This is a genomic window from Kitasatospora sp. DSM 101779, assembly GCF_025655475.1.
GTDB lineage: Bacteria > Actinomycetota > Actinomycetes > Streptomycetales > Streptomycetaceae > Kitasatospora.
This window is the reverse complement of record NZ_JAHTIK010000001.1, coordinates 3397098-3418842: the sequence shown is the minus strand read 5'-3', so window position 1 is coordinate 3418842 and position 21745 is coordinate 3397098. Positions and strand designations below refer to the sequence as shown.

Annotated in this window: 23 protein-coding genes and 1 pseudogene; 13 read left to right on the top strand and 11 right to left on the bottom strand. The window is 74.7% G+C overall.

Annotated features, from left to right (window positions below; genetic code table 11):
- The 4 genes and pseudogenes from KSNIM_RS15540 to KSNIM_RS15525 form a co-directional block, all read right to left on the bottom strand.
- Positions 1-708: pseudogene (locus tag KSNIM_RS15540) on the bottom strand (hypothetical protein); the annotation flags it as partial.
- A gap of 324 nt (positions 709-1032) precedes the next feature.
- Positions 1033-1488, bottom strand: coding sequence for a DUF6113 family protein (locus KSNIM_RS15535; RefSeq protein WP_263103800.1), 456 nt, complete (start codon positions 1486-1488; stop codon positions 1033-1035).
- The gene (mshB, locus tag KSNIM_RS15530) at positions 1485-2372 is read right to left on the bottom strand and encodes an N-acetyl-1-D-myo-inositol-2-amino-2-deoxy-alpha-D-glucopyranoside deacetylase (RefSeq protein WP_411543719.1); all 888 of its coding nucleotides are present in this window, start codon (positions 2370-2372) and stop codon (positions 1485-1487) included. The genes KSNIM_RS15535 and mshB overlap by 4 nt, the downstream gene beginning before the upstream one ends.
- Before the next feature lie 93 nt (positions 2373-2465).
- On the bottom strand, positions 2466-2660 hold the full coding sequence (locus KSNIM_RS15525) for a DUF2304 family protein (RefSeq protein ID WP_030275935.1): 195 nt from the start codon (positions 2658-2660) through the stop codon (positions 2466-2468).
- A 299-nt stretch (positions 2661-2959) separates the two neighbouring features.
- On the opposite strand from KSNIM_RS15525, the gene KSNIM_RS15520 reads away from it, so the two are divergent.
- The 5 genes from KSNIM_RS15520 to KSNIM_RS15500 all read left to right on the top strand — a co-directional run bounded on the left by KSNIM_RS15520 (position 2960) and on the right by KSNIM_RS15500 (position 8747).
- Positions 2960-5080, top strand: a complete 2121-nt coding sequence (locus KSNIM_RS15520; RefSeq protein ID WP_263103799.1) for a S9 family peptidase — start codon at positions 2960-2962, stop codon at positions 5078-5080.
- Between the two features lie 127 nt (positions 5081-5207).
- Positions 5208-6176: an ABC transporter ATP-binding protein gene (locus tag KSNIM_RS15515; RefSeq protein ID WP_263103798.1), complete on the top strand. Its 969-nt coding sequence runs from the start codon at positions 5208-5210 to the stop codon at positions 6174-6176.
- The gene (locus tag KSNIM_RS15510; RefSeq protein WP_263103797.1) at positions 6173-6895 is read left to right on the top strand and encodes an ABC transporter permease; all 723 of its coding nucleotides are present in this window, start codon (positions 6173-6175) and stop codon (positions 6893-6895) included. The genes KSNIM_RS15515 and KSNIM_RS15510 overlap by 4 nt, the downstream gene beginning before the upstream one ends.
- An 8-nt stretch (positions 6896-6903) precedes the next feature.
- Positions 6904-8145 carry a sensor histidine kinase gene (locus tag KSNIM_RS15505; protein ID WP_263103796.1) on the top strand — a complete coding sequence of 414 codons (1242 nt, stop codon included), beginning with the start codon at positions 6904-6906 and terminating at the stop codon, positions 8143-8145.
- The gene (locus KSNIM_RS15500; RefSeq protein WP_263103795.1) at positions 8142-8747 is read left to right on the top strand and encodes a response regulator transcription factor; all 606 of its coding nucleotides are present in this window, start codon (positions 8142-8144) and stop codon (positions 8745-8747) included. The genes KSNIM_RS15505 and KSNIM_RS15500 overlap by 4 nt, the downstream gene beginning before the upstream one ends.
- 33 nt (positions 8748-8780) lie before the next feature.
- Here KSNIM_RS15500 and KSNIM_RS15495 read toward each other — a convergent pair whose 3' ends face one another.
- Both KSNIM_RS15495 and KSNIM_RS15490 read right to left on the bottom strand, forming a co-directional pair.
- On the bottom strand, positions 8781-9650 hold the full coding sequence (locus tag KSNIM_RS15495; RefSeq protein WP_263103794.1) for a transglutaminase-like domain-containing protein: 870 nt from the start codon (positions 9648-9650) through the stop codon (positions 8781-8783).
- 37 nt (positions 9651-9687) lie between these two features.
- Positions 9688-10635 (bottom strand): GNAT family N-acetyltransferase, encoded by a 948-nt coding sequence (locus KSNIM_RS15490; protein WP_317634024.1) that lies wholly within the window; start codon positions 10633-10635, stop codon positions 9688-9690.
- 199 nt (positions 10636-10834) lie between these two features.
- Between KSNIM_RS15490 and fdxA the strand changes: the two genes are divergently transcribed.
- Positions 10835-11161, top strand: coding sequence for a ferredoxin (gene fdxA / locus KSNIM_RS15485; protein ID WP_030275917.1), 327 nt, complete (start codon positions 10835-10837; stop codon positions 11159-11161).
- A 26-nt stretch (positions 11162-11187) separates the two neighbouring features.
- Positions 11188-12333 carry a succinyldiaminopimelate transaminase gene (gene dapC / locus KSNIM_RS15480; RefSeq protein WP_317634023.1) on the top strand — a complete coding sequence of 382 codons (1146 nt, stop codon included), beginning with the start codon at positions 11188-11190 and terminating at the stop codon, positions 12331-12333.
- Between the two features lie 65 nt (positions 12334-12398).
- On the opposite strand, the gene KSNIM_RS15475 is transcribed toward dapC, so the two are convergent.
- On the bottom strand, positions 12399-13112 hold the full coding sequence (locus KSNIM_RS15475) for a hypothetical protein (protein WP_263103792.1): 714 nt from the start codon (positions 13110-13112) through the stop codon (positions 12399-12401).
- 321 nt (positions 13113-13433) lie between these two features.
- Positions 13434-14441: a hypothetical protein gene (locus tag KSNIM_RS15470; protein ID WP_263107976.1), complete on the bottom strand. Its 1008-nt coding sequence runs from the start codon at positions 14439-14441 to the stop codon at positions 13434-13436.
- Positions 14442-14563: 122 nt separating this feature from the next.
- Here KSNIM_RS15470 and dapE point away from each other — a divergent pair, with 122 nt between their 5' ends.
- Together dapE and KSNIM_RS15460 are read left to right on the top strand one after the other, a co-directional pair.
- Positions 14564-15640: a succinyl-diaminopimelate desuccinylase gene (dapE, locus tag KSNIM_RS15465; RefSeq protein ID WP_263103791.1), complete on the top strand. Its 1077-nt coding sequence runs from the start codon at positions 14564-14566 to the stop codon at positions 15638-15640.
- Between the two features lie 63 nt (positions 15641-15703).
- Positions 15704-16516 (top strand): TIGR00730 family Rossman fold protein, encoded by an 813-nt coding sequence (locus tag KSNIM_RS15460; RefSeq protein ID WP_263103790.1) that lies wholly within the window; start codon positions 15704-15706, stop codon positions 16514-16516.
- Between the two features lie 53 nt (positions 16517-16569).
- On the opposite strand, the gene folP is transcribed toward KSNIM_RS15460, so the two are convergent.
- A complete protein-coding gene (folP, locus tag KSNIM_RS15455) occupies positions 16570-17382 on the bottom strand; it encodes a dihydropteroate synthase (protein ID WP_263107975.1) in 813 nt (270 codons plus the stop codon).
- A 159-nt stretch (positions 17383-17541) separates the two neighbouring features.
- Between folP and KSNIM_RS15450 the strand changes: the two genes are divergently transcribed.
- Together KSNIM_RS15450 and KSNIM_RS15445 are read left to right on the top strand one after the other, a co-directional pair.
- Positions 17542-18048, top strand: coding sequence for a DivIVA domain-containing protein (locus tag KSNIM_RS15450; protein WP_263103789.1), 507 nt, complete (start codon positions 17542-17544; stop codon positions 18046-18048).
- Positions 18045-18638 (top strand): DNA-3-methyladenine glycosylase I, encoded by a 594-nt coding sequence (locus tag KSNIM_RS15445; RefSeq protein WP_317634022.1) that lies wholly within the window; start codon positions 18045-18047, stop codon positions 18636-18638. The genes KSNIM_RS15450 and KSNIM_RS15445 overlap by 4 nt, the downstream gene beginning before the upstream one ends.
- On the opposite strand, the gene KSNIM_RS15440 is transcribed toward KSNIM_RS15445, so the two are convergent.
- Positions 18623-19423, bottom strand: a complete 801-nt coding sequence (locus KSNIM_RS15440; RefSeq protein WP_263103788.1) for an enoyl-CoA hydratase-related protein — start codon at positions 19421-19423, stop codon at positions 18623-18625. The genes KSNIM_RS15445 and KSNIM_RS15440 overlap by 16 nt on opposite strands.
- A gap of 324 nt (positions 19424-19747) precedes the next feature.
- Between KSNIM_RS15440 and KSNIM_RS15435 the strand changes: the two genes are divergently transcribed.
- Positions 19748-19915: a DUF3117 domain-containing protein gene (locus tag KSNIM_RS15435; protein WP_014137929.1), complete on the top strand. Its 168-nt coding sequence runs from the start codon at positions 19748-19750 to the stop codon at positions 19913-19915.
- A 133-nt stretch (positions 19916-20048) separates the two neighbouring features.
- Here the strand turns inward: KSNIM_RS15435 and KSNIM_RS15430 are convergent, their stop codons facing one another.
- Positions 20049-20735 (bottom strand): O-methyltransferase, encoded by a 687-nt coding sequence (locus tag KSNIM_RS15430; protein ID WP_411543718.1) that lies wholly within the window; start codon positions 20733-20735, stop codon positions 20049-20051.
- A gap of 270 nt (positions 20736-21005) precedes the next feature.
- On the opposite strand from KSNIM_RS15430, the gene sigE reads away from it, so the two are divergent.
- Positions 21006-21719: an RNA polymerase sigma factor SigE gene (gene sigE, locus KSNIM_RS15425; RefSeq protein WP_411543867.1), complete on the top strand. Its 714-nt coding sequence runs from the start codon at positions 21006-21008 to the stop codon at positions 21717-21719.
- The last annotated feature ends 26 nt before the right edge of the window (positions 21720-21745 follow it).

The window sequence follows — 21745 nt, the reverse complement described above, 5'->3', positions numbered from 1 at the left end:
GCCCTGCGGGGTCGGCCGGGGCGCACCGGCGGCGGGCCGCGGAGCAGTCTGCGGGGCGGCCTGCGCAGCGGCCTGGGAGGCCTGCGGCGCCGGCTGCGGTGCCGCACCCGGGGTGCCGGCCAGGACGGGGGCGGCCCCGGTGTCCTGACGGCCCTTCTGCCGCGGGCGGAACCAGGCGCCGGTGGACTCCGACTCGCTCGCGCCGTCGGGGCGGGCCTGGCCGCCGCCGCTGGGGCCGCCGGCCGGCGTGCCCTGGGGGCCGCCCTCCTGCCACTCCGGCGGCAGGTTCGGCGGGACCTCGGTGGTGCCGGTGTCCACCAGCCCGAGGACCGGCGAGCCGGCGGCCTCGGCGCGCTGCCGGGGCGCGCCCGGCCCGGCCGGGGGCTCCTCGTTCTTGACGGGGCTGCGCACCACGACCGGCGGGATCGGCCGGGAGCCGGGGATGTTGATCCGCACCCGGGTGGTCAGGGTGGTCTCGGTCCTGGGCACGTCGTCGACCGCGGCCTCCGGGCCGCCGAGGCCGGCGCCCTGGGTCGCGGTGCCGAAGGGGTCGTCGCTGCGGCCGTGCGCGAACGCCGCGGCGCCCGGCAGACCGGTGCCGTACGGCGGGGTGCCGGAGGGGTAGGCGTCCGCCCCGTCCGCGGTGCGGCGGCCGGGGTTGGCCCCGCGGGGCGACGGGTACGCGCTGTCAGATTCGCGGCTGCTCAATGCTGCTCTGCTCCGGGTTCGCGGCCGCGCCGACGGGCGGCGGCCGCGGGTAGTGGGACGTCCCCCCGCGTGCGGTGCGGCACCGCGCTGCGGACCGGACGGACCCTCCGACACCAGCTTGTTCACGTGTTGGCTGAGACGGCGCCGCCGCCACGCGACTGGGGCTGAAGGTACCCTCCCGCCCTGCGTCCGAGGCATCCGGGGCTGTCGTCCCCCGGGCCGATAGGACCGGAGGCACCCGCACCGGCACCACCATACTGGGAAGCGCCGGGCGGCGGCCCGGATCGGAAAGAAGCCGATATGTCCGATAATTCCGCTATCGGGCTATGCGTGCGGGTCCTTGACGGGCCGTGGCCGATCGCCGCCGACCGTGCCGAGGCCGAGGGCCGTCCGGGTCGGCAGCGTCGCGCAGACCACACCCGCGACCGCGCCCGCGAAGAGGTAGAGGTACGAGGTCAGACCCGCCGCCAGGACGAAATCGCCCTCGGGGCGCGGCGCCATCATCACCATCAGCACGGCGAACCAGCCGGCCAGCGGGATGCCCGCGCCGAGCTTCGTGCCCGTCAGCCGCAGACCGCCGTAGAAGACCCCGCCGGTCGCGGCCAGCGCCAGCAGCACGCCGAACGGAGGCCACAGAGCCTGCACGAACGCTCCGCACAACGAGACCGCGGCCCCCACGAAGAACAGCACCGTGTAGGCCGCCACCCGGAACCCGCGCGGCGGCAGCGCCTCGGCCAGGCGCGCCGACCGGGTGCCCAGCAGCACCTGCAGCGCCTTCACAGCGCCACCCCGGCGAAGAGGTCCGTCTCCGGCAGCGTCGTGCCCGGCTCGCCGTGCACCAGCTGGTAGTACTCGGTGGCCACCAGCGGCTGCCCCAGGTCGTTGCTGAGCGCGAAGTACGGCCCGGCCACGGTGATCTGGGTGGCGTGCGCCCGCATCGCGGCGGCCTTCGCCCCGGCGTACGCCGCCCCGTCCAGCACCGTCGTCACCACCGCGTCGTCCACCACGCCGGGCACGTCGCCCGTCGAGGCGGTGCCCGGGAAGACCGCGGCGTCGGCCGTCTCCTTCAGCCCCCGCTCGATCACCGAGCGCGGCATCCGGTTGTAGTACACCTTGGCGATCCGCCAGGCCCCGCCCAGCTCCGGGCGGTGGGCCGGGTCCGCGGCCAGCTCGTACGCCCGCAGGGCCACCCGGTGCGCCTGGATGTGGTCGGGGTGGCCGTAGCCGCCGTCCTCGTCGTAGGTGACCAGCACCTGCGGCCGGACCTCGCGGACCACCGCGACCAGGTGGTCGGCGGCCTCGTCCACGTCGGCCTGCCAGAAGCAGTCCGGCCGCTCGTTGTCGGCGACGCCCATCATCCCGGAGTCGCGGTAGCGCCCCGGGCCGCCGAGGAAGCGGAAGTCGGCGACGCCGACCGCGCGCATCGCCGCGGACAGCTCGCCGATCCGGTGCTCGCCGAGGGTGTCGTCCCGATCGGCCGTCAGATGGGCCGACTCGGGCGGGATCACCTCGCCGCCCTCGCCGAGGGTGCAGGTCACCAGCGTGACCAGGGCCCCCTCGGCGGCGTACCGCGCCATGGTGGCTCCGTTGCCGATCGACTCGTCGTCGGGGTGCGCGTGCACCAGGAGCAGGCGGCGGGGCGGGTGGTCGGAGGCTGCGGTCATGGCCGCCAGCCTAGTGCCGCGTCCGGCAACCTTCGCCCCGCCGCGGCCTGCGGGCGAGGGTGGCCTGACGCGGCACCGGCGACCGGCGATCCGTCAGAGCTTCAGGCCATTGATCATCCCTGCCACGTTGCTGGTGACCTCCTGGATCGACGGTGCGATCGAGGTGGAGGCGAGGTAGAAGCCGAGGAGCGCGCAGATGATCGCGTGCGCCAGTTTCAGGCCGGACCGGCGGACCAGGACCACCACGATGACCAGCATCAGCACGGCTGCGGAGACGGACAAAGCCATGACGGCTCACACCCCTTCTCGGGTGCGCCGCCCTGGGCGGGCGGCGGGTCGTGCGGGACGGACACTCGATCCGGAACCGGGAGGGAACGGGACGGTCCGGCTCCGTATCGCGATGAGCAACACATACCCGATCGGTGACCCCGGTATTACGTACCGTGAGGTCGCGAAGCGTGGCGCGACGGTGCTCCGGACGGCCGAACGGCCGGTGGGACACGGGCCGTGGGCCCCTCGGGGGCCGTTGCCCGGGGCTGCTCCGAACGAGTGATCACCGGCACGGGCAGGCCGTAGGGTCGGGTGCCATGACCACCGAGAACCCTGCGGACACCTTCCCCCGGCAGTACGCGCGGACCCTGCGCTACACCGTCGGCGCCCCCCGCTCCTTCGCCGTCGCACCCGACGGCAGCCGGGTCGTCTTCCTGCGCTCCGGCTCCGGCCGGGACCGCGCCAACAGCCTCTGGACCCTCGACCCCGCCACCGGCGAGGAGCGGGTCGCCGCCGACCCGGCCGCCCTGCTCGGCGGCGGCGAGGAACACCTCTCGGCCGCCGAGAAGGCCCGCCGCGAGCGCAGCCGCGAGGGCTCCGCCGGCATCGTCGGCTACGCCCTCGACGCCGCCGGCGCGCTCGCCGCGTTCGCGCTCTCCGGCCGGCTCTTCGCCGCCGACCTCGCCGCCGGCACCGCACGCGAACTGCCGGCCGAGGGCCCGCTGCTGGACCCGCGGCCGGCTCCCGACGGCAGCCACGTCGCCTACGCCACCACCGCCGGCGCGCTGCGCGTCACCCGCACCGACGGCGGCGGCGACCGGGCCCTCGCCGAGCCCGAGGCCGACACGGTCTCCTGGGGCCAGGCCGAGTTCGCCGCCCAGGAGGAGATGGGCCGCGACCGCGGCTTCTGGTGGTCGCCCGACAGCCGCCGACTGCTCGTCGCCCGGGTCGACGACGCCCCCGTCCGGCGCTGGTGGATCGCCGACCCGGCCAACCCGGCCGCCGCGCCCGCCGAGATCGCGTACCCGGCCGCCGGCACCCCGAACGCCGAGGTCGGGCTCTGGCTCGTCGACCTGGACGGCACCCGCACCGAGGTGGTGTGGGACCGCGAGGCCTTCCCGTACCTGGCCCGGGTGCACTGGTCGGCCGGCGGCGCCCCGCTGCTGCTCGTCCAGGCCCGCGACCAGCGCAGCCAGCAGATCCGCACCGTCGACACCGCGGACGGCAGCACCGCGCCGCTCGTCGAGGAGCAGGACGACGCCTGGCTGGAGCTCTTCGACGGCGTCCCCGCCCGGACCCCGGACGGCCGGCTGGTGCGGATCTCCGACGCTGGCGGCGCCCGCGCCCTGCTGATCGGCGAACAGGCCGTCACCGACGACTCGCTGCACGTCCGTTCGGTGTTCGCGGTGAGCGACGACGAGGTGCTGTTCACCGCCTCCGAGGGTGTTTCCGGCAGCGGCCGCCCGCCCGGCTGGACGGGCCTCTTCCGGGCCTGCGCGGACGGTGTCGCCCCGTTCGGGCCGGACGGCGACGGCGCCGCGGCCGCCGTCCACGCCGGTGGCACCACCGTGCTCTCCACCGCCTCCCCGGACCGGCCCGGCACCCTCGTCCAGGTGCTGCGGGACGGCGCCACCGTCGCCACCGTCGCCTCGTACGCCGAGACGCCGCTGCTCACCGCCCGTCCCGTCTTCCGCTTCGCCGGCACCCGGCGGATCCCCGCCGCCGTCCTGCTGCCGGCCGGCCACGACCCCGAGCGGGACGGCCCGCTGCCCGTCCTCATGGACCCGTACGGCGGACCGCACGGCCAGCGCGTCGTGCAGGCGCACAACCCGCACCTGACCTCCCAGTGGTTCGCCGACCAGGGCTTCGCCGTGGTGGTCGCCGACGGCCGCGGCACCCCCGGCCGCAGCCCCGCCTGGGAGAAGGCCGTCCGGCACGACTTCGCCGGCGTCACCCTCGACGACCAGGTGCACGCCCTGCACGCGCTGGCCGAGGAGTTCCCGCTCGACCTCGGCCGGGTCGCGATCCGCGGCTGGTCCTACGGCGGCTACCTCGCCGCACTCGCCGTGCTGCGCCGCCCGGACGTCTTCCACGCCGCCGTCGCCGGCGCGCCCGTCACCGACTGGCGGCTCTACGACACCCACTACACCGAGCGCTACCTCGGCGACCCCGGGCAGCACCCCGAGGTGTACGGCGCCAACTCGCTGACCGCGGACGCGTCCAAGCTGGAGCGGCCGCTGATGATCGTGCACGGGTTGGCCGACGACAACGTCGTCGCCGCGCACACCCTGCGGCTGTCCTCCGCGCTGCTCGCCGCCGGCCGGCCGCACACCGTGCTGCCGCTCTCCGGGGTCACCCACATGACCCCGCAGGAGCAGGTCGCGGAGAACCTGCTGCTGCTCCAGGTCGACTTCCTGAAGCGCTCGCTCGGGCTCTGACCCGCACGCGTGTCCTCGGCATGACATCCGTCATGCCGAGGACACGACGACCCGCACTGCCGCCCGCCCCCCACTCCGCGCGAGCCTGGTGGAGTCAGCGAAAAGGGCGTCGGAGGGACGGCGGGCGATGGGTACGGGCACGGGGGAGGTCGCGGCCTTCCGGAACGTCGGCAAGCGCTACGGCCGCGTCACGGCGGTGGACGGGCTGGACCTCGTCCTGCGGCCGGGCGAGACGGTCGCGCTGCTCGGGCCGAACGGCGCGGGCAAGTCCAGCAGCCTCGACCTGCTGCTGGGCCTGCGGGAACCGGACACCGGCAGCGTCGAGCTGTTCGGCGGGCCGCCGCGGACCGCGATCGAGGCCGGCCGGGTCGGCGCCATGCTGCAGAGCGGCGGCCTGATGACCGAGGTCAGGGTCCGCGAACTGGTGGCCCTCGCCTGCAGCATCCACCCCCGCGGGCGCGCGGTCGACGCGGTCCTCGCCGAGGCCGGCATCACCGAGATCGCCCACCGCCGGGTCGACAGGCTCTCCGGCGGCCAGCAGCAGCGCGTCCGCTTCGCCCTCGCGGTGGCCGGCGCCAACGACCTGATCGTCCTCGACGAGCCCACCACCGGCATGGACGTCTCCGTCCGGCAGGCCTTCTGGGCCGCCATGCGGGCCCAGGCCGCGGCCGGGCGCACCGTGCTCTTCGCCACCCACTACCTGGAGGAAGCGGACTCGGTCGCCGACCGGGTGCTGGTGCTGCACAAGGGCCGGCTGATCGCCGACGGCACCTCCGCCGAGATCAAGGCCCGGGCCGGCGCCCGCCGGGTCGGCTTCGAACTGCACCCCGGCGACGGCGAGGCCGACGAGGCCCTGCTGCGCGCCCTGCCCGGCGTCGCCGGCCTGGAGGTCGGCGGCCGGGCCGGCGGGGTGCGCACCGTGCGGATCCGTGCCACCGACGCGGACGCCTGCGTCGCCGCCCTCTACCGCGCCGGGCTGTACCCGCGCGGCCTGGAGGTCACCGGCCTCGGCCTGGAACAGGCCTTCCTGACCATCACCGGGCGGGCCGCCGCCGACGAGGCGGCCGCGGCGCCCGTGAAGGAGACCGTGCGATGACCACCCTGATCCGGCTGGAGATCCTGCGCACCCTGCGCAACAAGCGGTACCTGATGTTCACGGTGCTCTACCCGGCCCTGCTGTACGTCTTCTTCATCAGCGCCTACAGCGGCGGCGACGTGGCCGGCGGCGTCCCGGCGAAGTCGTACTTCATGGTGTCGATGGCCACCTTCGGCGCGGTCGGCGCGGTGCTGACCGGCTCGGCGCAGCGGATCTCGCTGGAGCGGCGCAGCGGCTGGGTGCGACAGCTGCGGCTGACAGCGCTGCCCGGGCGGGCCTACACGGTCGGCAAGATCGCCGCCTGCGCGGTGACCACGCTGCCGGCGATCCTGGTGGTCTTCGCGATCGGAGCGGTCGAGGGCGTGCAGCTGTCGGCCGGCCGCTGGCTGGGCCTTGCGGCGGTGCTCTGGCTCGGCAGCTTCGTCTTCGCCGCGCTGGGCGTGGCGCTCGGCTACGCGGCGGCGCCCGACGCGGTGCAGCCGATCGTGATGATCGTCTACATGCTGATGGCGTTGTTCGGCGGCACCTGGTTCCCGGTCGGCGACTCACTGGTGGCCTTCGCCCGCTTCGACCCGGTCTACCTGTACAACCGGCTGGCCGCCTTCGTGCAGCCCGGCCAGGGCCTGGACACCGTCGCGGTGGCCGGCATGGCCGGATTCCTGGCCCTGTTCGTCGCGGCGGCGGCCGTCCTGTACCGCCGGGACACCCGGGCGGCATGATGGCCGGCATGATCGACCAGGACACGCACACGGGGCCGGCGGAGTCCGGCACCTCCTTCCGGAACATCCCCGGCGCGAAGGTGGAGAGCCGCCGGCAGCTGCTGGTGAAGCTCTGCTGGATGTCGCTGTGGGCGATCTACCTGGTCTATCCGGTGAAGGACCTGGTGGACGGCCACCACGGCACCGCGGCGACGGTGTTCGGCTGGGCGGCGCTCGGCGTCTACCTGGCCTGCTACCTGTCGCTGGTGGCCTTCCGCTCGATCCGGCCGGGCACCTGGCGCGGGCACTACGCGCTGGTCGCGGTGATGGTCGTGCTGGCCCTCGTCACCCCCTTCGTGCTGGGCGAGGCCTGGCTGACCCTGTTCACCTACGCCTCGGTCTGCATCGCGGTGGTGGTGCCGACCCGGTACAGCGTGGCCGGGGTCGGCGCGGCCACCGCGACCTCCCTGCTGGTCGGCCTGCTGGTGCAGGCCGACCGGGACACCCTGGTCGCCATCGTCGTGCCCTGCCTCCTCTCCGGCCTCGCCATGACCGGCCTGCAGCGGCTGATCTCCACCATGCAGGAGCTGCGCGAGGCCCGGGCCGCGGTGGCCCACCTGGCGGCGTCCGAGGAACGGCTGCGGCTCGCCCGCGACCTGCACGACCTGCTCGGCCACTCGCTCTCGCTGATCACCATCAAGAGCGAGCTCGCCGGACGCTTCATGGACGCCGGCAAGCAGGAGCAGGCCCGCAGCCAGGTCGCCGACATCGAGAGCGTCGCCCGGCAGTCGCTGGTCGACGTCCGGGAGGCGGTCAGCGGGTTCCGCCGGCCCACCCTGCCGGTCGAGCTGGCCGCCGCCCGCACCGCGCTCACCACCGCGCGGATCACCCTGGAGGCCGCCCCCGGCCTCACCGACGCCCGGCCCGGCCTGGACGGCGAGGAGGCCGGCGCGCTCGCCTGGGCGCTGCGTGAGGCGGTCACCAACATCGTCCGGCACGGCACCGACGCCACCGTCTGTACCGTCGCGGTGGACGAGACCTGGGAGGACGACGGCCGGCGCTACGCCGTGCTGGAGGTCACCGACAACGGTCGCGGCCCCGGCAAGTCCGCGCCCGGCAACGGGCTGTCCGGCCTCGGCGAACGCCTCGCCCTGGTGGACGGCCGGCTGGAGACCGGCCCCGGCCCGCACGGCCGCGGCTTCCGGCTGCGCGCCCACGTGCCGCTGAGGGCCGTCCCGGCGGCCGCGGCGACCGATAGTGTGCGCGAATGATTCGCGTGCTGCTGGCCGAGGACCAGGGGATGGTGCGGGAGGCCCTCGCCGCCCTGCTGGGACTCGAAGGGGACATCGACGTGGTCGCCCAGGTCGGACGGGGGGACGAGGTCGTCGACGCGGCCGTCGCCCACGACGTGGAGGTGGCCGTGCTGGACATCGAGATGCCGGGGATGACCGGCATCGAGGCGGCCGGGGAGCTGCGCAGGCGCCGTCCCGGCACCAAGGTGGTGATCGCCACCACCTTCGGCCGGCCGGGCTACCTGCGCCGGGCGATGGAGTCCGGGGCGGACGCCTTCCTGGTCAAGGACGCGCCGGCGGCCGAACTGGCCGAGGCGATCCGCCGAGTGCTGCGCGGCGAGCGGGTGATCGACCCGACGCTGGCCGCCGCCGCGCTCGCCGAGGGCGCCAACCCGCTGACCGGGCGGGAGCTGGACGTGCTGGCGGCCGCGGCCGACGGTTCGGTCAACGCCGACATCGCCCGGCGGCTGCACCTGTCCGAGGGCACCGTCCGCAACTACCTGTCGATGGCGATCCAGAAGACCGGTGCCCGCAACCGGGCGGAGGCGGTGCGGGTCGCGAAGGAGAAGGGCTGGCTGTGACCGCCCGCCGGCACAGGAGCCGGGCGTCCCGGTTCAGTTGAGCCGGTGCCGGGCCGCCCGGGCGTCCTGCCGGGCCTTCGCCGCCGCCTCCGGGTCGAAGGCGTCCAGGATCCGCGCGTACTCCTCCATCTCGCGCGCCCCGGCGAGGAAGTCACCGGTGCGGACGAGGAGTTCGGCACGCTCCAGGCGCAACTGGGCCGGGTGGCGGGGGAGCAGCAGGGCGAGCTCGGTGGCCCACAGCTGGGTGCGGGCGTGCTCGGGGCGGTCCGCGGCCCAGGCGCGGATGTTGCCGAGCACCCGCAGCACGATGTCCAACGGCTGTGCAGGGGTGAGGAGTTCGGGGCCGAACTCGTGCCCGGCGGCGGTCACCAGCTGCGCCGCGTCCTCCAGGTCGAGCAGCCGGCCGCCGTGGAAGGGGTCGGCGAGCACGTAGTCGTTGCCGCCGGACGGGCCGGCCACCGCGACGATGAAGTGGCCGGGCAGCGCGATGCCGTGCACGACGAGGCCGGCCCGGGCGGCCACCCCCATCCACACCAGCGAGAGCGTGATCGGCAGGCCGCGCCGGCGCCGCAGCACCTCGGGCAGCAGCGAGGACTCCACCCGCCGGTAGTCCGCCTTGCGGCCGTGGAACCGCTCGCGGCCGCCGAGCACGGCGGCGAGCAGCGCCGCGGTCTCCTCCGGCCCTGCGGGCCGCCGTTCGGCGACGGCCCGGCGGACGGCGGCGGCGTGCCGGTCCAGTGCGGCCCCACAGGCCGTCAGCAGCTCGTCCAGGGTGGGCGGCGGCGCAGGGTCCCCGGGCGCGCCGAAGGTGTGCTCGGCGGCCGCGAGCAGGCACAGCAGCACGGGATCGGGGCGTTCGGCCCGGGCCTCGGCGCGGAAGCGGGATCTGCTCTGCTCGGTCACAGCAGCCTTCGTCGGTACAGAGGTGGCGGGGTGAACGCTACCGCTCGGGGAGGCGGGCGTAGTGGTAAGTGTGACTTGTGGTGAAGCCCAGCCGGTCGTAGAGGGCGATCGCGCCCGCGTTCTCCGCCTCCACCTGCAGGTATGCACCGGTCGCCCCCTCCTCGGCGGCGCGGGCGGCGAGCACCGCCATGACCGCGGTGCCGAGCCCCGAGCGGCGGGCCGACGGGTCGACCTCGATCGCGGAGAAGCCGGCCCACGGGCCGTCGACGGCGGCCCGGCCGATCGCCAGCGGGGCGCCGCCGTCCGGGTCGGGGACGGTCGCGAACCAGACCGAGGGCCCGCCGTGCAGCACCTCGGCGGCGGCGCGCTCCACCGCGGTGTCGGCACTCACCCGGCGGTAGCGGGACATCCAGCGGGCGTCGGCCGTCCGGGACAGCCGGATCCGGTCGTGCGACCCGGCGGCGGCCCGGGCGAGCGGGGCGAGCGGCGCGGTGCGGAAGAGCGTCTCGGCCTGTCCGGCGCCGAGCCGGGCGAGTTCGGCGGCGAGGTCGCCGGGCGAGCCGGGTTCGAGCACCTCGACGTACGCCGGTAGCGAACGGGCCGCGTACCAGGTGCGGACCTCGTCCAGGGCCTGCGCGAGCGGCCGTCCGGGGTCACCGAGGGCCTGGACGGAGTTGGCCCGCCGGGTGAATCCGGCGGAGGCGCGCAGCACCCAGGCGCCGAGCCGCTCCTGCTCGACGGCGGGCCAGCCGCGGGCGGCCGTCCGCTGCAGCTCGACGGGGTCGGCGGCCGGCTGCGGCGCCCGGCGGGCCGGGAAGGGCGGCACCGGCTTGCCCGCGACCAGCAGCTCCTCGGGGAAGACCACCGGCTCGCCGCTGCGGGGCACCACCGCGAGGCCGTTCTCGTCCCAGGATGCGAGCACCCCGATCACATCGCGGAACACGGGCCGCCCGTCGACCAGCTCCGCGATGCGCCGTACGGACACCCGTCGTCCCACGTCAGAGGGGTTCAGACGGACCTCCGGACGGCCGGTCGCGGGGGCTCTGTCCGCCATCGAGGGCACCTCCTGTGCATTTGCGGTCTCCGACCCGCGATACTAGGGGCGGGCATCGACGACGCCGCGCTCACCCGCGCACGCAAGCAAACAGTTTGGGCCGCCAGCCCTTCCGAGGAGGAACGACAGCGTGACCTACGTCATCGCGCAGCCTTGTGTCGACGTCAAGGACAAGGCGTGCATCGAAGAGTGCCCGGTTGACTGCATCTACGAGGGCGAGCGTTCCCTCTACATCCACCCGGATGAGTGTGTCGACTGCGGCGCCTGCGAGCCGGTCTGCCCGGTCGAGGCGATCTTCTACGAGGACGACACTCCCGAGGAGTGGAAGGACTACTACAAGGCGAACGTCGAGTTCTTCGACGACCTCGGTTCGCCCGGTGGTGCCTCGAAGCTCGGCCTGATCGAGAAGGACCACCCGTTCATCGCGGCCCTGCCGCCGCAGAACGCCGACCACTGACGACACTGATCGGTGACAACTGAGTCGTGAGCACCCATCACACCGCGCGCGCGCCGTTCCCGGGCCACCCGGGGGCGGCGCGCCGCGTTTCCGAGCTGCTTCCGGTCTTCCCGTGGGACCGGCTGGAGCCGTACAAGCGGACCGCCCTCGCGCACCCGGACGGGCTGTGCGACTTCTCCGTGGGCACCCCGGTCGACCCGGTGCCCGAGGTGATCCAGAAGGCGCTGGCCGCCAGTACGGACACCCCCGGCTATCCGACCGTCTGGGGCCCGCTGGAGCTGCGCGAGGCCGTCGCCGGCTGGCTGAACCGCCGCTGCGGCGCCGAGATCGGCCCGAGGGCCGTCCTGCCGACCGTCGGCTCCAAGGAACTGGTGGCCTGGCTGCCGGGCCAGCTCGGCCTCGGCCCGGGCGACCAGGTCGCCTACCCGCGCCTGGCGTATCCGACGTACGAGGTGGGCGCCCGGCTGTGCGGCGCCGAGCCGGTCGCGTACGAGGACGTCGACGAGCTCGACGGGTCCCGGGTGCGGCTGCTCTGGCTGAACTCGCCGTCCAACCCGACCGGCCGGGTGCTCACCGCGGACGAGCTGCGCCGCGCGGTCGCCTGGGCCCGCGAGCACGGCGTGCTGCTGGTCAGCGACGAGTGCTACCTGGAGCTCGGCTGGGAGGCCGAGCCGGTGTCGGTGCTCCGCCCGGACGTCTGCGGCGGCTCCCACGAGGGCCTGCTGGCCGTCCACTCGCTCTCCAAGCGGTCCAACCTGGCCGGCTACCGGGCCTCCTTCGTCGCCGGCGACGAGGTCGTCGTCGCCGAGCTGCTGGAGGTCCGCAAGCACGGCGGCATGATCGTGCCCGCCCCGGTGCAGGCGGCGACCGTCGCGGCGCTCGCGGACGACGCGCACGTGGCCGAGCAGCGGGCCCGCTACGCCGCCCGGCGCACGGCGCTGCGCGGCGCCCTGGAGGCGTACGGCTTCACCATCGAGCACTCGGAGGCCAGCCTCTACCTGTGGGCGACCCAGGGCCGGCCGTGCTGGGAGACGGTGGCGGAGCTCGCGGAGCTGGGCATCCTGGTGGCGCCCGGCGACTTCTACGGGCCGGCCGGCGCGCAGCACGTGCGGGTGGCGTTCACCGCCACCGACGAGCGGGTCCGCGCCGCGGTGGCCCGGCTCGGCGGCTGACGCCGGCGACCGACGGACGAAGGGCCGGCCCCCGCTCGGGGCCGGCCCTTCGGCGTGCGGTGCGGTCAGCCGCCGATGCCGCCGAGCAGGCCGCCGAGCGGGGTGCCGCCGAGGACGCCGCCCAGCAGGTCGGTCGGGTTGGAGCCGAGCGAGGGCACGCCGCCCAGGCGGTTGGCCGCGGCCGGGGAGCCGGTCAGGGTGCCGAGGGTGTCCGCGCCGGGCAGCGCCTGCGGGATGCCGCCGGTGGGCAGGGCGCTGGTCAGGGTGCCGGTGGGCAGGCCGCTGGTGGGCAGCGCGCCGGTGACGGTGCCGAGCGGGCCGCCGGCGCGCGCGCTGCGGGTGCCGGGCACCGCGGGCAGCACCTTCTCGGCGACCGCCGGGCCGGCGCGGTCGACCAGCGCGGGGGCGACCCGGCCGGCCACGGTGGTGAGCGCACCGGTAGCGGCGGTGGTCTTGCCGGCGGTGTTGCCCACCGGGCCGAGGGCCTTGTCGGCGTCCGGCAGCGCGGAGGCGACGGTGTGGCCCGCGGCGTCGCTCGCGGCCGGGACGCCGGTGGCGACCGTGGCGGCGCCGGTGGCACCCGCGGACTCGCCGAGCTCGTGGGCGGTGCCCTGCACGGTGCCGGAGGGGGAGTCGAGCTGGGTGAGGCCGGATCCCAGGTCGGTCCCCTGCGGCACCAGGTCGGCGGCCGAGGCGGAGCCGGCCGCGAGCAGGGGCGTCGCGCCGGCCGCGACGAGCAGTGCGGCCTGGGCGATCCGGCGCGTGAGGGGGTGAGACATGGTGCTCCTAAGACGAGAGGACATGGCCGTCCGCCGGGCGGACGACGTGAATACCGCTCAGGAGGCGGGAAGGTTTCGCCCGCCCAAGGTAAAGGGCGGGCAAAGATCGGACGATCCTCTTTGCGGCGCGCCCGGCGCCGCCTCCCCCGCAGGGGTGAGTGAAGAACCGTCACTCCCCTTGTCGGGACCGGTGCCGGCGGTACTCCGAGCGGCCCAGCGCCGCAGCCCGCGGCAGGGCCGAGGGAGGTCCACCGCGGTTGACCGCTGTCACCCGCCGGGTCGACACCCGCTCACGGGTTCGTCAACGTACCGTCACCGTGCTCACGGTGCCCCGAGGGTGACCAGCACCCGGTCCGTCCCCCCGGCCCCGTCCTTCGTCTGCCAGCCCCCGGTGGGCCGGTCGAAGCGCCACAGCCGTCCGTCGAAGGACACCTCGCCGATGCCGAGCTCCTGCGCGTGCGCCACCGCCCACTGGGCCACCGCCCAGCCGGACTGCCGCCGCCCCTCCGCACCGGAGTCGGTCGAGGCCGAGGCCTGCGGGGTCAGTGCCAGCACCGCCCGCGAGTCCTTGGGCGCCTTCGGCGCGTCGGACACCGCCACCACCCGTCCGAACTCGCGGCGGACCTTCTCGCCGACGTCCGCGGGGCGCGGCCCGCCCGACGGCGAGGCCGAGGCCGACGGCGAACCGGAGGAGGAGGCGGAGGCGGCCACGGCGACCGGCTCGGCGAGGTCGTGCACCACGCAGTTCAGCGCGGCGGGCTCGCGGCCGGTCAGCGCCGAGGTCACCAGCATCGCGTTGGACTCGTGCTTGGCGTACGCCTGCGGGAAGCCGCTCTTCTGCACCTGCTGCGCAGCGTCGGTCAGCGGCATCCGGGCGTAGCCGGGCACCTTCACCAGGCCGTCCAGGAACTTGTTGGTGGCGTACACCGGGTCCTTGATCTGCTCCGCGGTGCCCCAGCCCTGGGACGGCCGCTGCTGGAAGAGGCCGACCGAGTCGCGGTCGCCGCCCTCCAGGTTGTGGATCTTGGACTCCTGCATGGCGGTGGCCAGCGCAATCGTCACCGCCCGCTCCGGCAGGCCGCGGGACATCGCCACCGCGGCGATCGTCGAGGCATTGGCGGCCTGCGCCAGGTCCAGCGTCCCGCTGCCCGCCGCCGTGGTGATCTTGCAGCCTTCCGGCGGCACGATCAGCCGGTCCCGGTTGAGGTACAGCACCAGGCCGGCCACCAGCGCCACGGCCACCAGGCCGATCAACAGCCGGCGCAGCAGCCGAGGCCGTCGGCGGCGCCGTCCCGACGCCGTGGAGCCGTCCGCCCCACCCTCCGCCATTTCGGCCACCAGTGCCCCTCTCGCTCGCTGTGCGCACACCGTACCCACTCCGACGGCCGACCGGCGCCCGACGGTTGCGCCGCCCGCCGCCGCGAGCCGCGGCACCGATACGCTGAACCACCATGAGCAGCCCGAACACGCCCCTCGACCTGTCCCTCGACGGCGGTGCGCTGACCGCGCAGCTGGTCGACTTCCCGTCCGTCAGCGGCGACGAGCAGGCCCTCGCCGACGCCGTCGAGAACGCGCTGCGGGCACTGCCCCACCTGACGGTCGACCGACACGGCAACAACGTCGTCGCCCGGACGAACCTCGGCCGCGCCGAACGGGTGCTGCTCGCCGGCCACCTGGACACCGTGCCGATCGCCGACAACCTCCCCTCCCGGGTCGAGGGCGACCTGCTGTACGGCTGCGGCACCTCCGACATGAAGTCCGGCGTCGCCGTGCAGCTGCGGCTCGCCGCCACCCTCACCGAGCCGAACCACGACCTCACCTTCGTCTTCTACGACTGCGAGGAGATCGAGGCCTCCCGCAACGGCCTCGGCCACCTCGCCCAGGAACACCCCGACTGGCTGGCCGCCGACTTCGCGGTGCTCATGGAGCCCAGCGGCGCCGTCGTCGAGGGCGGCTGCCAGGGCACCCTGCGCGCCGAGATCGTGCTCACCGGCACCCGCGCCCACTCGGCCCGCAGCTGGCTCGGCGACAACGCCATCCACAAGGCCGTCGAGGTGCTGCGCCGGCTCGCCGAGTACGAGCCGCGACGGGTGCTGATCGACGGCCTGGAGTACCGCGAGGGCCTCAACGCCACCCGGATCGACGGCGGCGTCGCGGGCAACGTGATCCCCGACGAGTGCACCGTGCAGGTCAACTTCCGCTACGCGCCCGACCGCAGCGAGCAGCAGGCGGCCGACCACGTCCGCGAGGTCTTCGCGGGATACGAGCTCCGCGTCACCGACACCGCCCCCGGCGCGCTGCCCGGCCTCGACCGGCCCGCCGCGCGGGCCTTCCTCGCCGCGGTCGGCGGCGAGGCCCGGGCCAAGTTCGGCTGGACGGACGTCGCCCGGTTCAGCGCCCTCGGCGTGCCCGCCGTCAACTACGGGCCGGGCGACCCCAACCTCGCCCACAAGCGCGACGAGCACTGCTCGCTGAGCGCGATCGCCGAGGTCGAACGGCGCCTCGCGGCCTGGCTGACCGGCGCCTGACGTCCACCCTGCCGCCACCCGCCGTTCGCCGATTTCGGTGGACGGCGGGCGTAGGGTTTCGTCATGACAGGCACTGGAGACGTAAAGCACTACGGGCACGGTCCCGAAGAAGTCGACGCGCCCGCGCCCAAGAAGCCCTGGCCCGAGAAGCAGAAGGGCCCGGTGCTGCTGCGCCGCGACCAGGTCGGCACCAGCACCACCGACCAGCGTCTGCTGGACACCACCGGCCCGACCGACTGGCTGCACACCGACCCCTGGCGGGTGCTGCGGATCACCTCGGAGTTCGTCGAGGGCTTCGGCGCGCTCGCCGAACTCCCGGCCGCCATCAGCGTCTTCGGCTCCGCCCGGACCCCGGTCGACTCCACCGAGTACGCGACCGGCGTGGCGATCGGCCGGGCCCTGGCCGAGGCCGGCTACGCCGTCATCACCGGCGGCGGCCCCGGCGCCATGGAGGCGGCCAACCGCGGCGCCTCCGAGGCCGGCGGCCTCTCCGTCGGGCTCGGCATCGAGCTGCCCTTCGAGCAGGGCCTCAACGAGTTCGTCGACCTGGGCCTGAACTTCCGCTACTTCTTCGTCCGCAAGACGATGTTCGTGAAGTACGCGCAGGGCTTCGTGGTGCTGCCCGGCGGCCTCGGCACGCTGGACGAGCTGTTCGAGGCGCTCACCCTCGTCCAGACCCGCAAGGTCACCCGCTTCCCGGTGATCCTCTTCGGCACCGCCTACTGGGGCGGCCTGGTCGACTGGCTGAAGAACACCCTGATCGCCGAGGGCAAGGCCTCGCCCCAGGACCTCGACCTCTTCCACGTGGTGGACGACGTCGACGACGTGCTCAAGATCCTCGCCGAGACCCGCCGCCCGAACGGCAACCGGATCTGAGACGCGAGCGGGGCGCCCCCGGGCCGACCACCCGGGCACCCTCGGGACCCGCGCTACGCGAGCCCCCGGCGGGCCACCGCCGGGGGCCGGGTGCCGCGGATCGAGGCCACCATGTCGAGCACCTGCCGGGTCTCCGCGACCTGGTGCACCCGGTACACCTGCGCGCCCAGCCAGGCCGAGACCGCGGTGGTGGCGAGGGTGCCGAGCAGCCGCTCGTTGACCGGCCGGTCGAGGGTCTCCCCGACGAAGTCCTTGTTGGAGAGCGAGACGAGCACCGGATAGCCGGTTGAGGTCATCTCCGGCAGCCGCCGGGTGGCCTCCAGCGAGTGCCGGGTGTTCTTGCCGAAGTCGTGGCCCGGGTCGATGATCACGGCGTCCCGCCGCACCCCGAGCTCCACCGCCCGCTCCGCGAGGCCCAGGGTGACCTCCAGGATGTCGGCCATCACGTCCGCGTAGCCGACCCGGTGCGGCCGGGTGCGCGGCTCGGCGCCGCCCGCGTGGGTGCAGACCAGGCCGGCGTCGTACCGGGCGGCCACCTCGGCGAGCTTCGGGTCGACACCGCCCCAGGCGTCGTTCAGCAGGTCGGCGCCGACCTCGCAGACCGCCTCGCCGACCTCGTGCCGCCAGGTGTCCACGCTGATCACCGCGTCCGGGTGGCGCTTGCGCAGCTCGGCGACGAACGGCACGGTGCGGCGCAGCTCCTCCTCGACGGTGACCTCCTCGCCGGGGCCGGCCTTCACCCCGCCGATGTCGAGGATCGCCGCGCCCTCGGCCATCGCGCGGTCCGCGGCGGTGAACGCGGCATCGTCGGCGAAGGTCGCACCACGGTCGAAGAAGGAGTCCGGGGTGCGGTTGACGATCGCCATGATCACCAGCTCGTCCTCGCCGAACTCGCGCGGGCCAAGGCGCAGTGCCACCGGAATCTCCTCCACAGCTCGCCCGGGTGCAATGATGGGCCCCGGCCTGTCCGGGGACCATGATCCCACCATTGCCGGAGACGGGCCGGTGACTGACGGAGGCGGCTCGTGTTCTGGGTGATCGTGGCGGCGATGGCCGTGGTGGTCGGCGGTGCGGCGCTGGTGGCGCTCGGTGGCGGCGGCACGCTCCCGGAGGCGCTGCCCGACCGGATCACCGCCCGGCTGCCGCAGGACCGGCCGCTCGGCCGGCACGACGTGGACGAGCTGCGGCTGCCGATGGCGCTGCGCGGCTACCGCATGGACGAGGTCGACAACGTGCTCGACCGGCTCGGCGCCGAGCTCGCGCTGCGCGACATGCGGATCGCCGAGCTGGAGGCCGCCGCGGTCGTCCGGGGCGCGGTGGAGCTGGCGCCCGGGCAGCCGCAGGACGAGCCGCTGCCGGGCCTGGAGGCCTTCGCCGCGGTGGTCGGGCCGGCGGCAGCGCCGGCGCCCGCCGAGCAGCCCACGGCGGAGCCCTCGGCGGACGAGCAGCCGGCGGACGGGCCTGCCCCGGAGGAGCGGCCCGCGGACCCGCGCACCGACCTGTTCAAGAAGAACGGCCCGGAGCAGTCGTGACCGGCGCCGTCCTCGGCCCGGACGGGCTGCTGCGCTGCGGCTGGGGCGAGTCCGCGGACGACTACCGCCTCTACCACGACACCGAGTGGGGGCGGCCGGTGCACGGCGACGGCGCCCTGTTCGAGCGGATCAGCCTGGAGGCCTTCCAGTCCGGGCTGTCCTGGATCACCATCCTGCGCCGCCGGGAGGGCTTCAGGGCCGCGTTCGCAGGCTTCGACATCGCCGCGGTCGCCGCGTTCGGCCCGGCCGACACCGAGCGGCTGCTGCAGGACACCGGCATCATCCGCAACCGGGCCAAGATCGAGGCGACGGTGGCCAACGCCCGCGCCGCCCTCGACCTGGACGGCGGCCTGGACGAGCTGGTCTGGCGGTTCGCCGCCGACCCCGACCGGCCGGCCCCCCGCACGCTCGCCGAGGTGCCGGCCGTGACGCCGGAGTCCACCGCGCTGGCCAAGGAGCTCAAGAAGCGAGGCTTCCGCTTCGTCGGCCCGACCACCGCCTACGCGCTGATGCAGGCCTGCGGCCTGGTCGACGACCACCTGGCGGACTGTCACGTGCGCGGGGCGGCCACCGGTCAGCGCCCGACGTAGTCCGGCTTCTCCTTGGCGACGAAGGCCCGGACGGCGATCCGGTGGTCCTCGCTCTCGCCGGCCCGGGTCTGCAGCTCGTCCTCCTTCTCCAGCAGCTCGGTGAAGGAGTGCGAGGCGCCGTACGCCAGCGACTCCTTGACGGCGGCGTAGGCCACCGTCGGGCCGACCGCCAGTTCCGCGGCGAAGGCCCGTGCGGTGGCGGCGAGTTCGGCGGTGGGCACGACCCTGGTGGCCAGGCCCAGTCCGAGCGCCTCCTGCGACTTCACCGTGCGGGGGAGCATCAGCAGCTCGGTGGCGCGGGCGTGGCCGACCAGCCGGGGCAGCGTCCAGGAGACGCCCGAGTCGGCGGTCAGCGCGACGCCGACGAACGAGGTGTTGAAGCCGGCCGTGTCGGCGACGATCCGGAAGTCGCAGGCGAAGGCCAGCCCGGCGCCGGCACCGGCGGCCACCCCGTTCACCGCGGCCACGGTCGGCTTGGCCATCCCGGCGAGCGCCCGCAGCAGCGGGTTGTAGTGCTCGGCGACCGTCCTCAGGGCGCCCTCGCCGGTCTCGTCCGCCCGCTTGAGCAGGCCCAGGTGCTCCTTCAGGTCCTGCCCGACGCAGAACGCCTTGTCACCCGCGCCGGTGAGCAGCACCGCCCGCACCGCCGGGTCCTCGGCCGCCTGCACCACGGTGTCCCGCAGCGCCACCTTGGTGGCCACGTCGAGGGCGTTCATCGCCTCCGGACGGTTGATGGTGATGACGGCCAGGCCGCCGTCGAGCTCGTACAGCACGGAGTCGGACATCGGGTGAGGGCTCCCCTGGTCGTGGTGGGTGGCACGGCGGCGCCGCGGCCGGTGGCCGCGGCCACGGACTCAGCATGACGGAGCACGGGGCCGGCTGGGGAGTGTGAGGTACCGCACCTTCGAATGTCGTGCCGAGCGGCGGCGAAATGGGGCTTTGGGCAGGTGATCGTGCGGTTTGGGCGGGTGCGGGCACGGTTGCGCGGAGAGTGATGTTGGTCATCGGGGTGCGGGATGCGGGATAATGGCTTCCGATCAATGCGTTCGATACCGGTGGTGGACGGACCTCCGGTACGTAGCTGAGCGGTTGCAGGAAGGGGAACGAGCATGGCGGCCATGAAGCCGCGGACGGGTGACGGCCCGCTCGAGGTCACCAAAGAGGGGCGGGGCATCATCATGCGAGTTCCGCTCGAGGGCGGCGGTCGCCTGGTGGTGGAGCTGACGCCCGATGAGGCGGATGCCCTGGGCGAGGCCCTGAAGAAGGCCTGCGGCTGACCGCAGCGGGTGCTCCCCTCATCTCCTGGAGATGCCGACAGGGCCCGGATTCGAGCCAGAATCCGGGCCCTGTGCCATGCCCGGACACCCCGCCGCGCGTCCTGCGGGACGCGGCCGTCCGCCGGACGCCCTGTCAGCGCTTGACGGCGCAGAGCAGGCCGTCGCTGACCGGCAGCAGCGCGGGCAGCAGCCGGTCGCTCTCCCGAACGTCCCGGACCAGCTCGCGCACCGCGTGGGTCTGCGGGTCGTCGAGGTCCGGCTCGGCCAGTCGGCCCTCCTGGAAGACCCCCTCGAAGCAGACGATCCCGCCGGGCCGCAGCAGCCGCAACGATTCTGCGAGGTAGGCGCGGGACTCGGCCGGGTCGCCGTCGCAGAACACCAGGTCGTACTGGCCGTCCGCGAGCCGCGGCAGCACGTCCAGCGCCCGGCCCGGGATGAACCGCGCCCGGTTGGGGGCGAAGCCGGCCGCCAGGTACGCCTCCCGCGCGCACTGCTGGCGCACCGGCTCGGTGTCCACGGTCGTCAGCACGCCGTCCGGCCGCATCCCGCGCAGCAGGTAGACCCCCGAGACGCCGGTGCCGGTGCCGATCTCGGCGACCGACTTGGCGTCCAGCGCCGCCGCCAGCAGCCGCAGGAAGGCGCCGCCGCTCGGCCCGATCGCGCGTATTCCGGCCCGCGCCGACTGGGCCCGGGCGTAGGTCAGCACCGCGTCCTCGCCGACGTAGGTGTCGGCGAGAGCCGCCCGCTCGGGCCCGAACTCGGTGATGGCTGCCTCTCCGGAGCGCCTGATGCCGACCCGATGTCGACATTTTTCAGCCACAGATTACTGGCCGACCGGGAACCGCGTTCGGCGGCGGGCCGTTGATGGGAAGAGGACTTGGCGATCGGGGTGCGTACGACGCCGTCCGCGGCGGCCCGGCAGGGCGGCGGCGGAGGGGGTCGTGCACTTTATCCGGATCCGACGGGCGAGGTGGATATGGTGGTGGCCCTGCTGGGCAGAAGAGCCGACCGAGGAGGTGTGGCCGAGGGCGACGTCCCTGTGCAGCGCGATCCACGCCGCACCTCGTCGGCCCGTACGCCGAAGCCCGTGATGAACCAGCCCGCGCACTCCCCCCTGGACGCGACCACCGAGGCGGCCGGGGCCGCGACCGAGCCGGCCGCTCTGGCGACGTTCGCCGAGGGCCCCGACGCGCAGAGCTGGACGCCGCCGACCTGGGAGGAGATCGTCGAGGCGCACAGCGCCCGGGTCTACCGCCTGGCCTACCGGCTGACGGGCAATCAGCACGACGCCGAGGACCTCACGCAGGAGGTCTTCGTCCGGGTCTTCCGCTCGCTCTCCACCTACACGCCCGGCACCTTCGAGGGCTGGCTGCACCGCATCACCACCAACCTCTTCCTGGACATGGTGCGCCGCCGCCAGCGGATCCGCTTCGACGCCCTCGCCGAGGACGCCGCCGAGCGCCTCCCCAGCCGCGAGCCCAGCCCGGCCCAGCACTTCAGCGACACCCACTTCGACGCCGACGTCCAGCAGGCGCTCGACACCCTCGCCCCCGAGTTCCGCGCCGCCGTGGTGCTGTGCGACATCGAGGGCCTCTCCTACGAGGAGATCGCGGCCACCCTGGGCGTCAAGCTCGGGACGGTCCGCAGCCGGATCCACCGCGGCCGCTCGCACCTGCGCGCCGCGCTGAAGCACCGTGCGCCGGGCGTCGCGCCGGGCCGGCTCCGCCGCGGCGGTTCCGCCGAGCCCGTCCCGGTCGGCGCCGATCCCGGCCCGGCCGGCGGTCTGGACCGGGGGGGCTCGTGAACGCCGGCGCCCACCAGGGCCGGCCC

Excerpts from the sequence above, each read along its gene's own strand:
- mshB (WP_411543719.1), bottom strand. The coding sequence starts at position 2,372 with ATGACCGCAGCCTCCGACCACCCGCCCCGCCGCCTGCTCCTGGTGCAC.
- KSNIM_RS15525 (WP_030275935.1), bottom strand. The coding sequence starts at position 2,660 with ATGGCTTTGTCCGTCTCCGCAGCCGTGCTGATGCTGGTCATCGTGGTG.
- KSNIM_RS15520 (WP_263103799.1), top strand. The coding sequence starts at position 2,960 with ATGACCACCGAGAACCCTGCGGACACCTTCCCCCGGCAGTACGCGCGG.
- KSNIM_RS15515 (WP_263103798.1), top strand. The coding sequence starts at position 5,208 with ATGGGTACGGGCACGGGGGAGGTCGCGGCCTTCCGGAACGTCGGCAAG.
- KSNIM_RS15510 (WP_263103797.1), top strand. The coding sequence starts at position 6,173 with ATGACCACCCTGATCCGGCTGGAGATCCTGCGCACCCTGCGCAACAAG.
- KSNIM_RS15505 (WP_263103796.1), top strand. The coding sequence starts at position 6,904 with ATGATCGACCAGGACACGCACACGGGGCCGGCGGAGTCCGGCACCTCC.
- KSNIM_RS15500 (WP_263103795.1), top strand. The coding sequence starts at position 8,142 with ATGATTCGCGTGCTGCTGGCCGAGGACCAGGGGATGGTGCGGGAGGCC.
- KSNIM_RS15475 (WP_263103792.1), bottom strand. The coding sequence starts at position 13,112 with ATGTCTCACCCCCTCACGCGCCGGATCGCCCAGGCCGCACTGCTCGTC.
- KSNIM_RS15470 (WP_263107976.1), bottom strand. The coding sequence starts at position 14,441 with ATGGCGGAGGGTGGGGCGGACGGCTCCACGGCGTCGGGACGGCGCCGC.
- dapE (WP_263103791.1), top strand. The coding sequence starts at position 14,564 with ATGAGCAGCCCGAACACGCCCCTCGACCTGTCCCTCGACGGCGGTGCG.
- KSNIM_RS15460 (WP_263103790.1), top strand. The coding sequence starts at position 15,704 with ATGACAGGCACTGGAGACGTAAAGCACTACGGGCACGGTCCCGAAGAA.
- folP (WP_263107975.1), bottom strand. The coding sequence starts at position 17,382 with ATGGCGATCGTCAACCGCACCCCGGACTCCTTCTTCGACCGTGGTGCG.
- KSNIM_RS15440 (WP_263103788.1), bottom strand. The coding sequence starts at position 19,423 with ATGTCCGACTCCGTGCTGTACGAGCTCGACGGCGGCCTGGCCGTCATC.
- KSNIM_RS15435 (WP_014137929.1), top strand. The coding sequence starts at position 19,748 with ATGGCGGCCATGAAGCCGCGGACGGGTGACGGCCCGCTCGAGGTCACC.
- sigE (WP_411543867.1), top strand. The coding sequence starts at position 21,006 with ATGAACCAGCCCGCGCACTCCCCCCTGGACGCGACCACCGAGGCGGCC.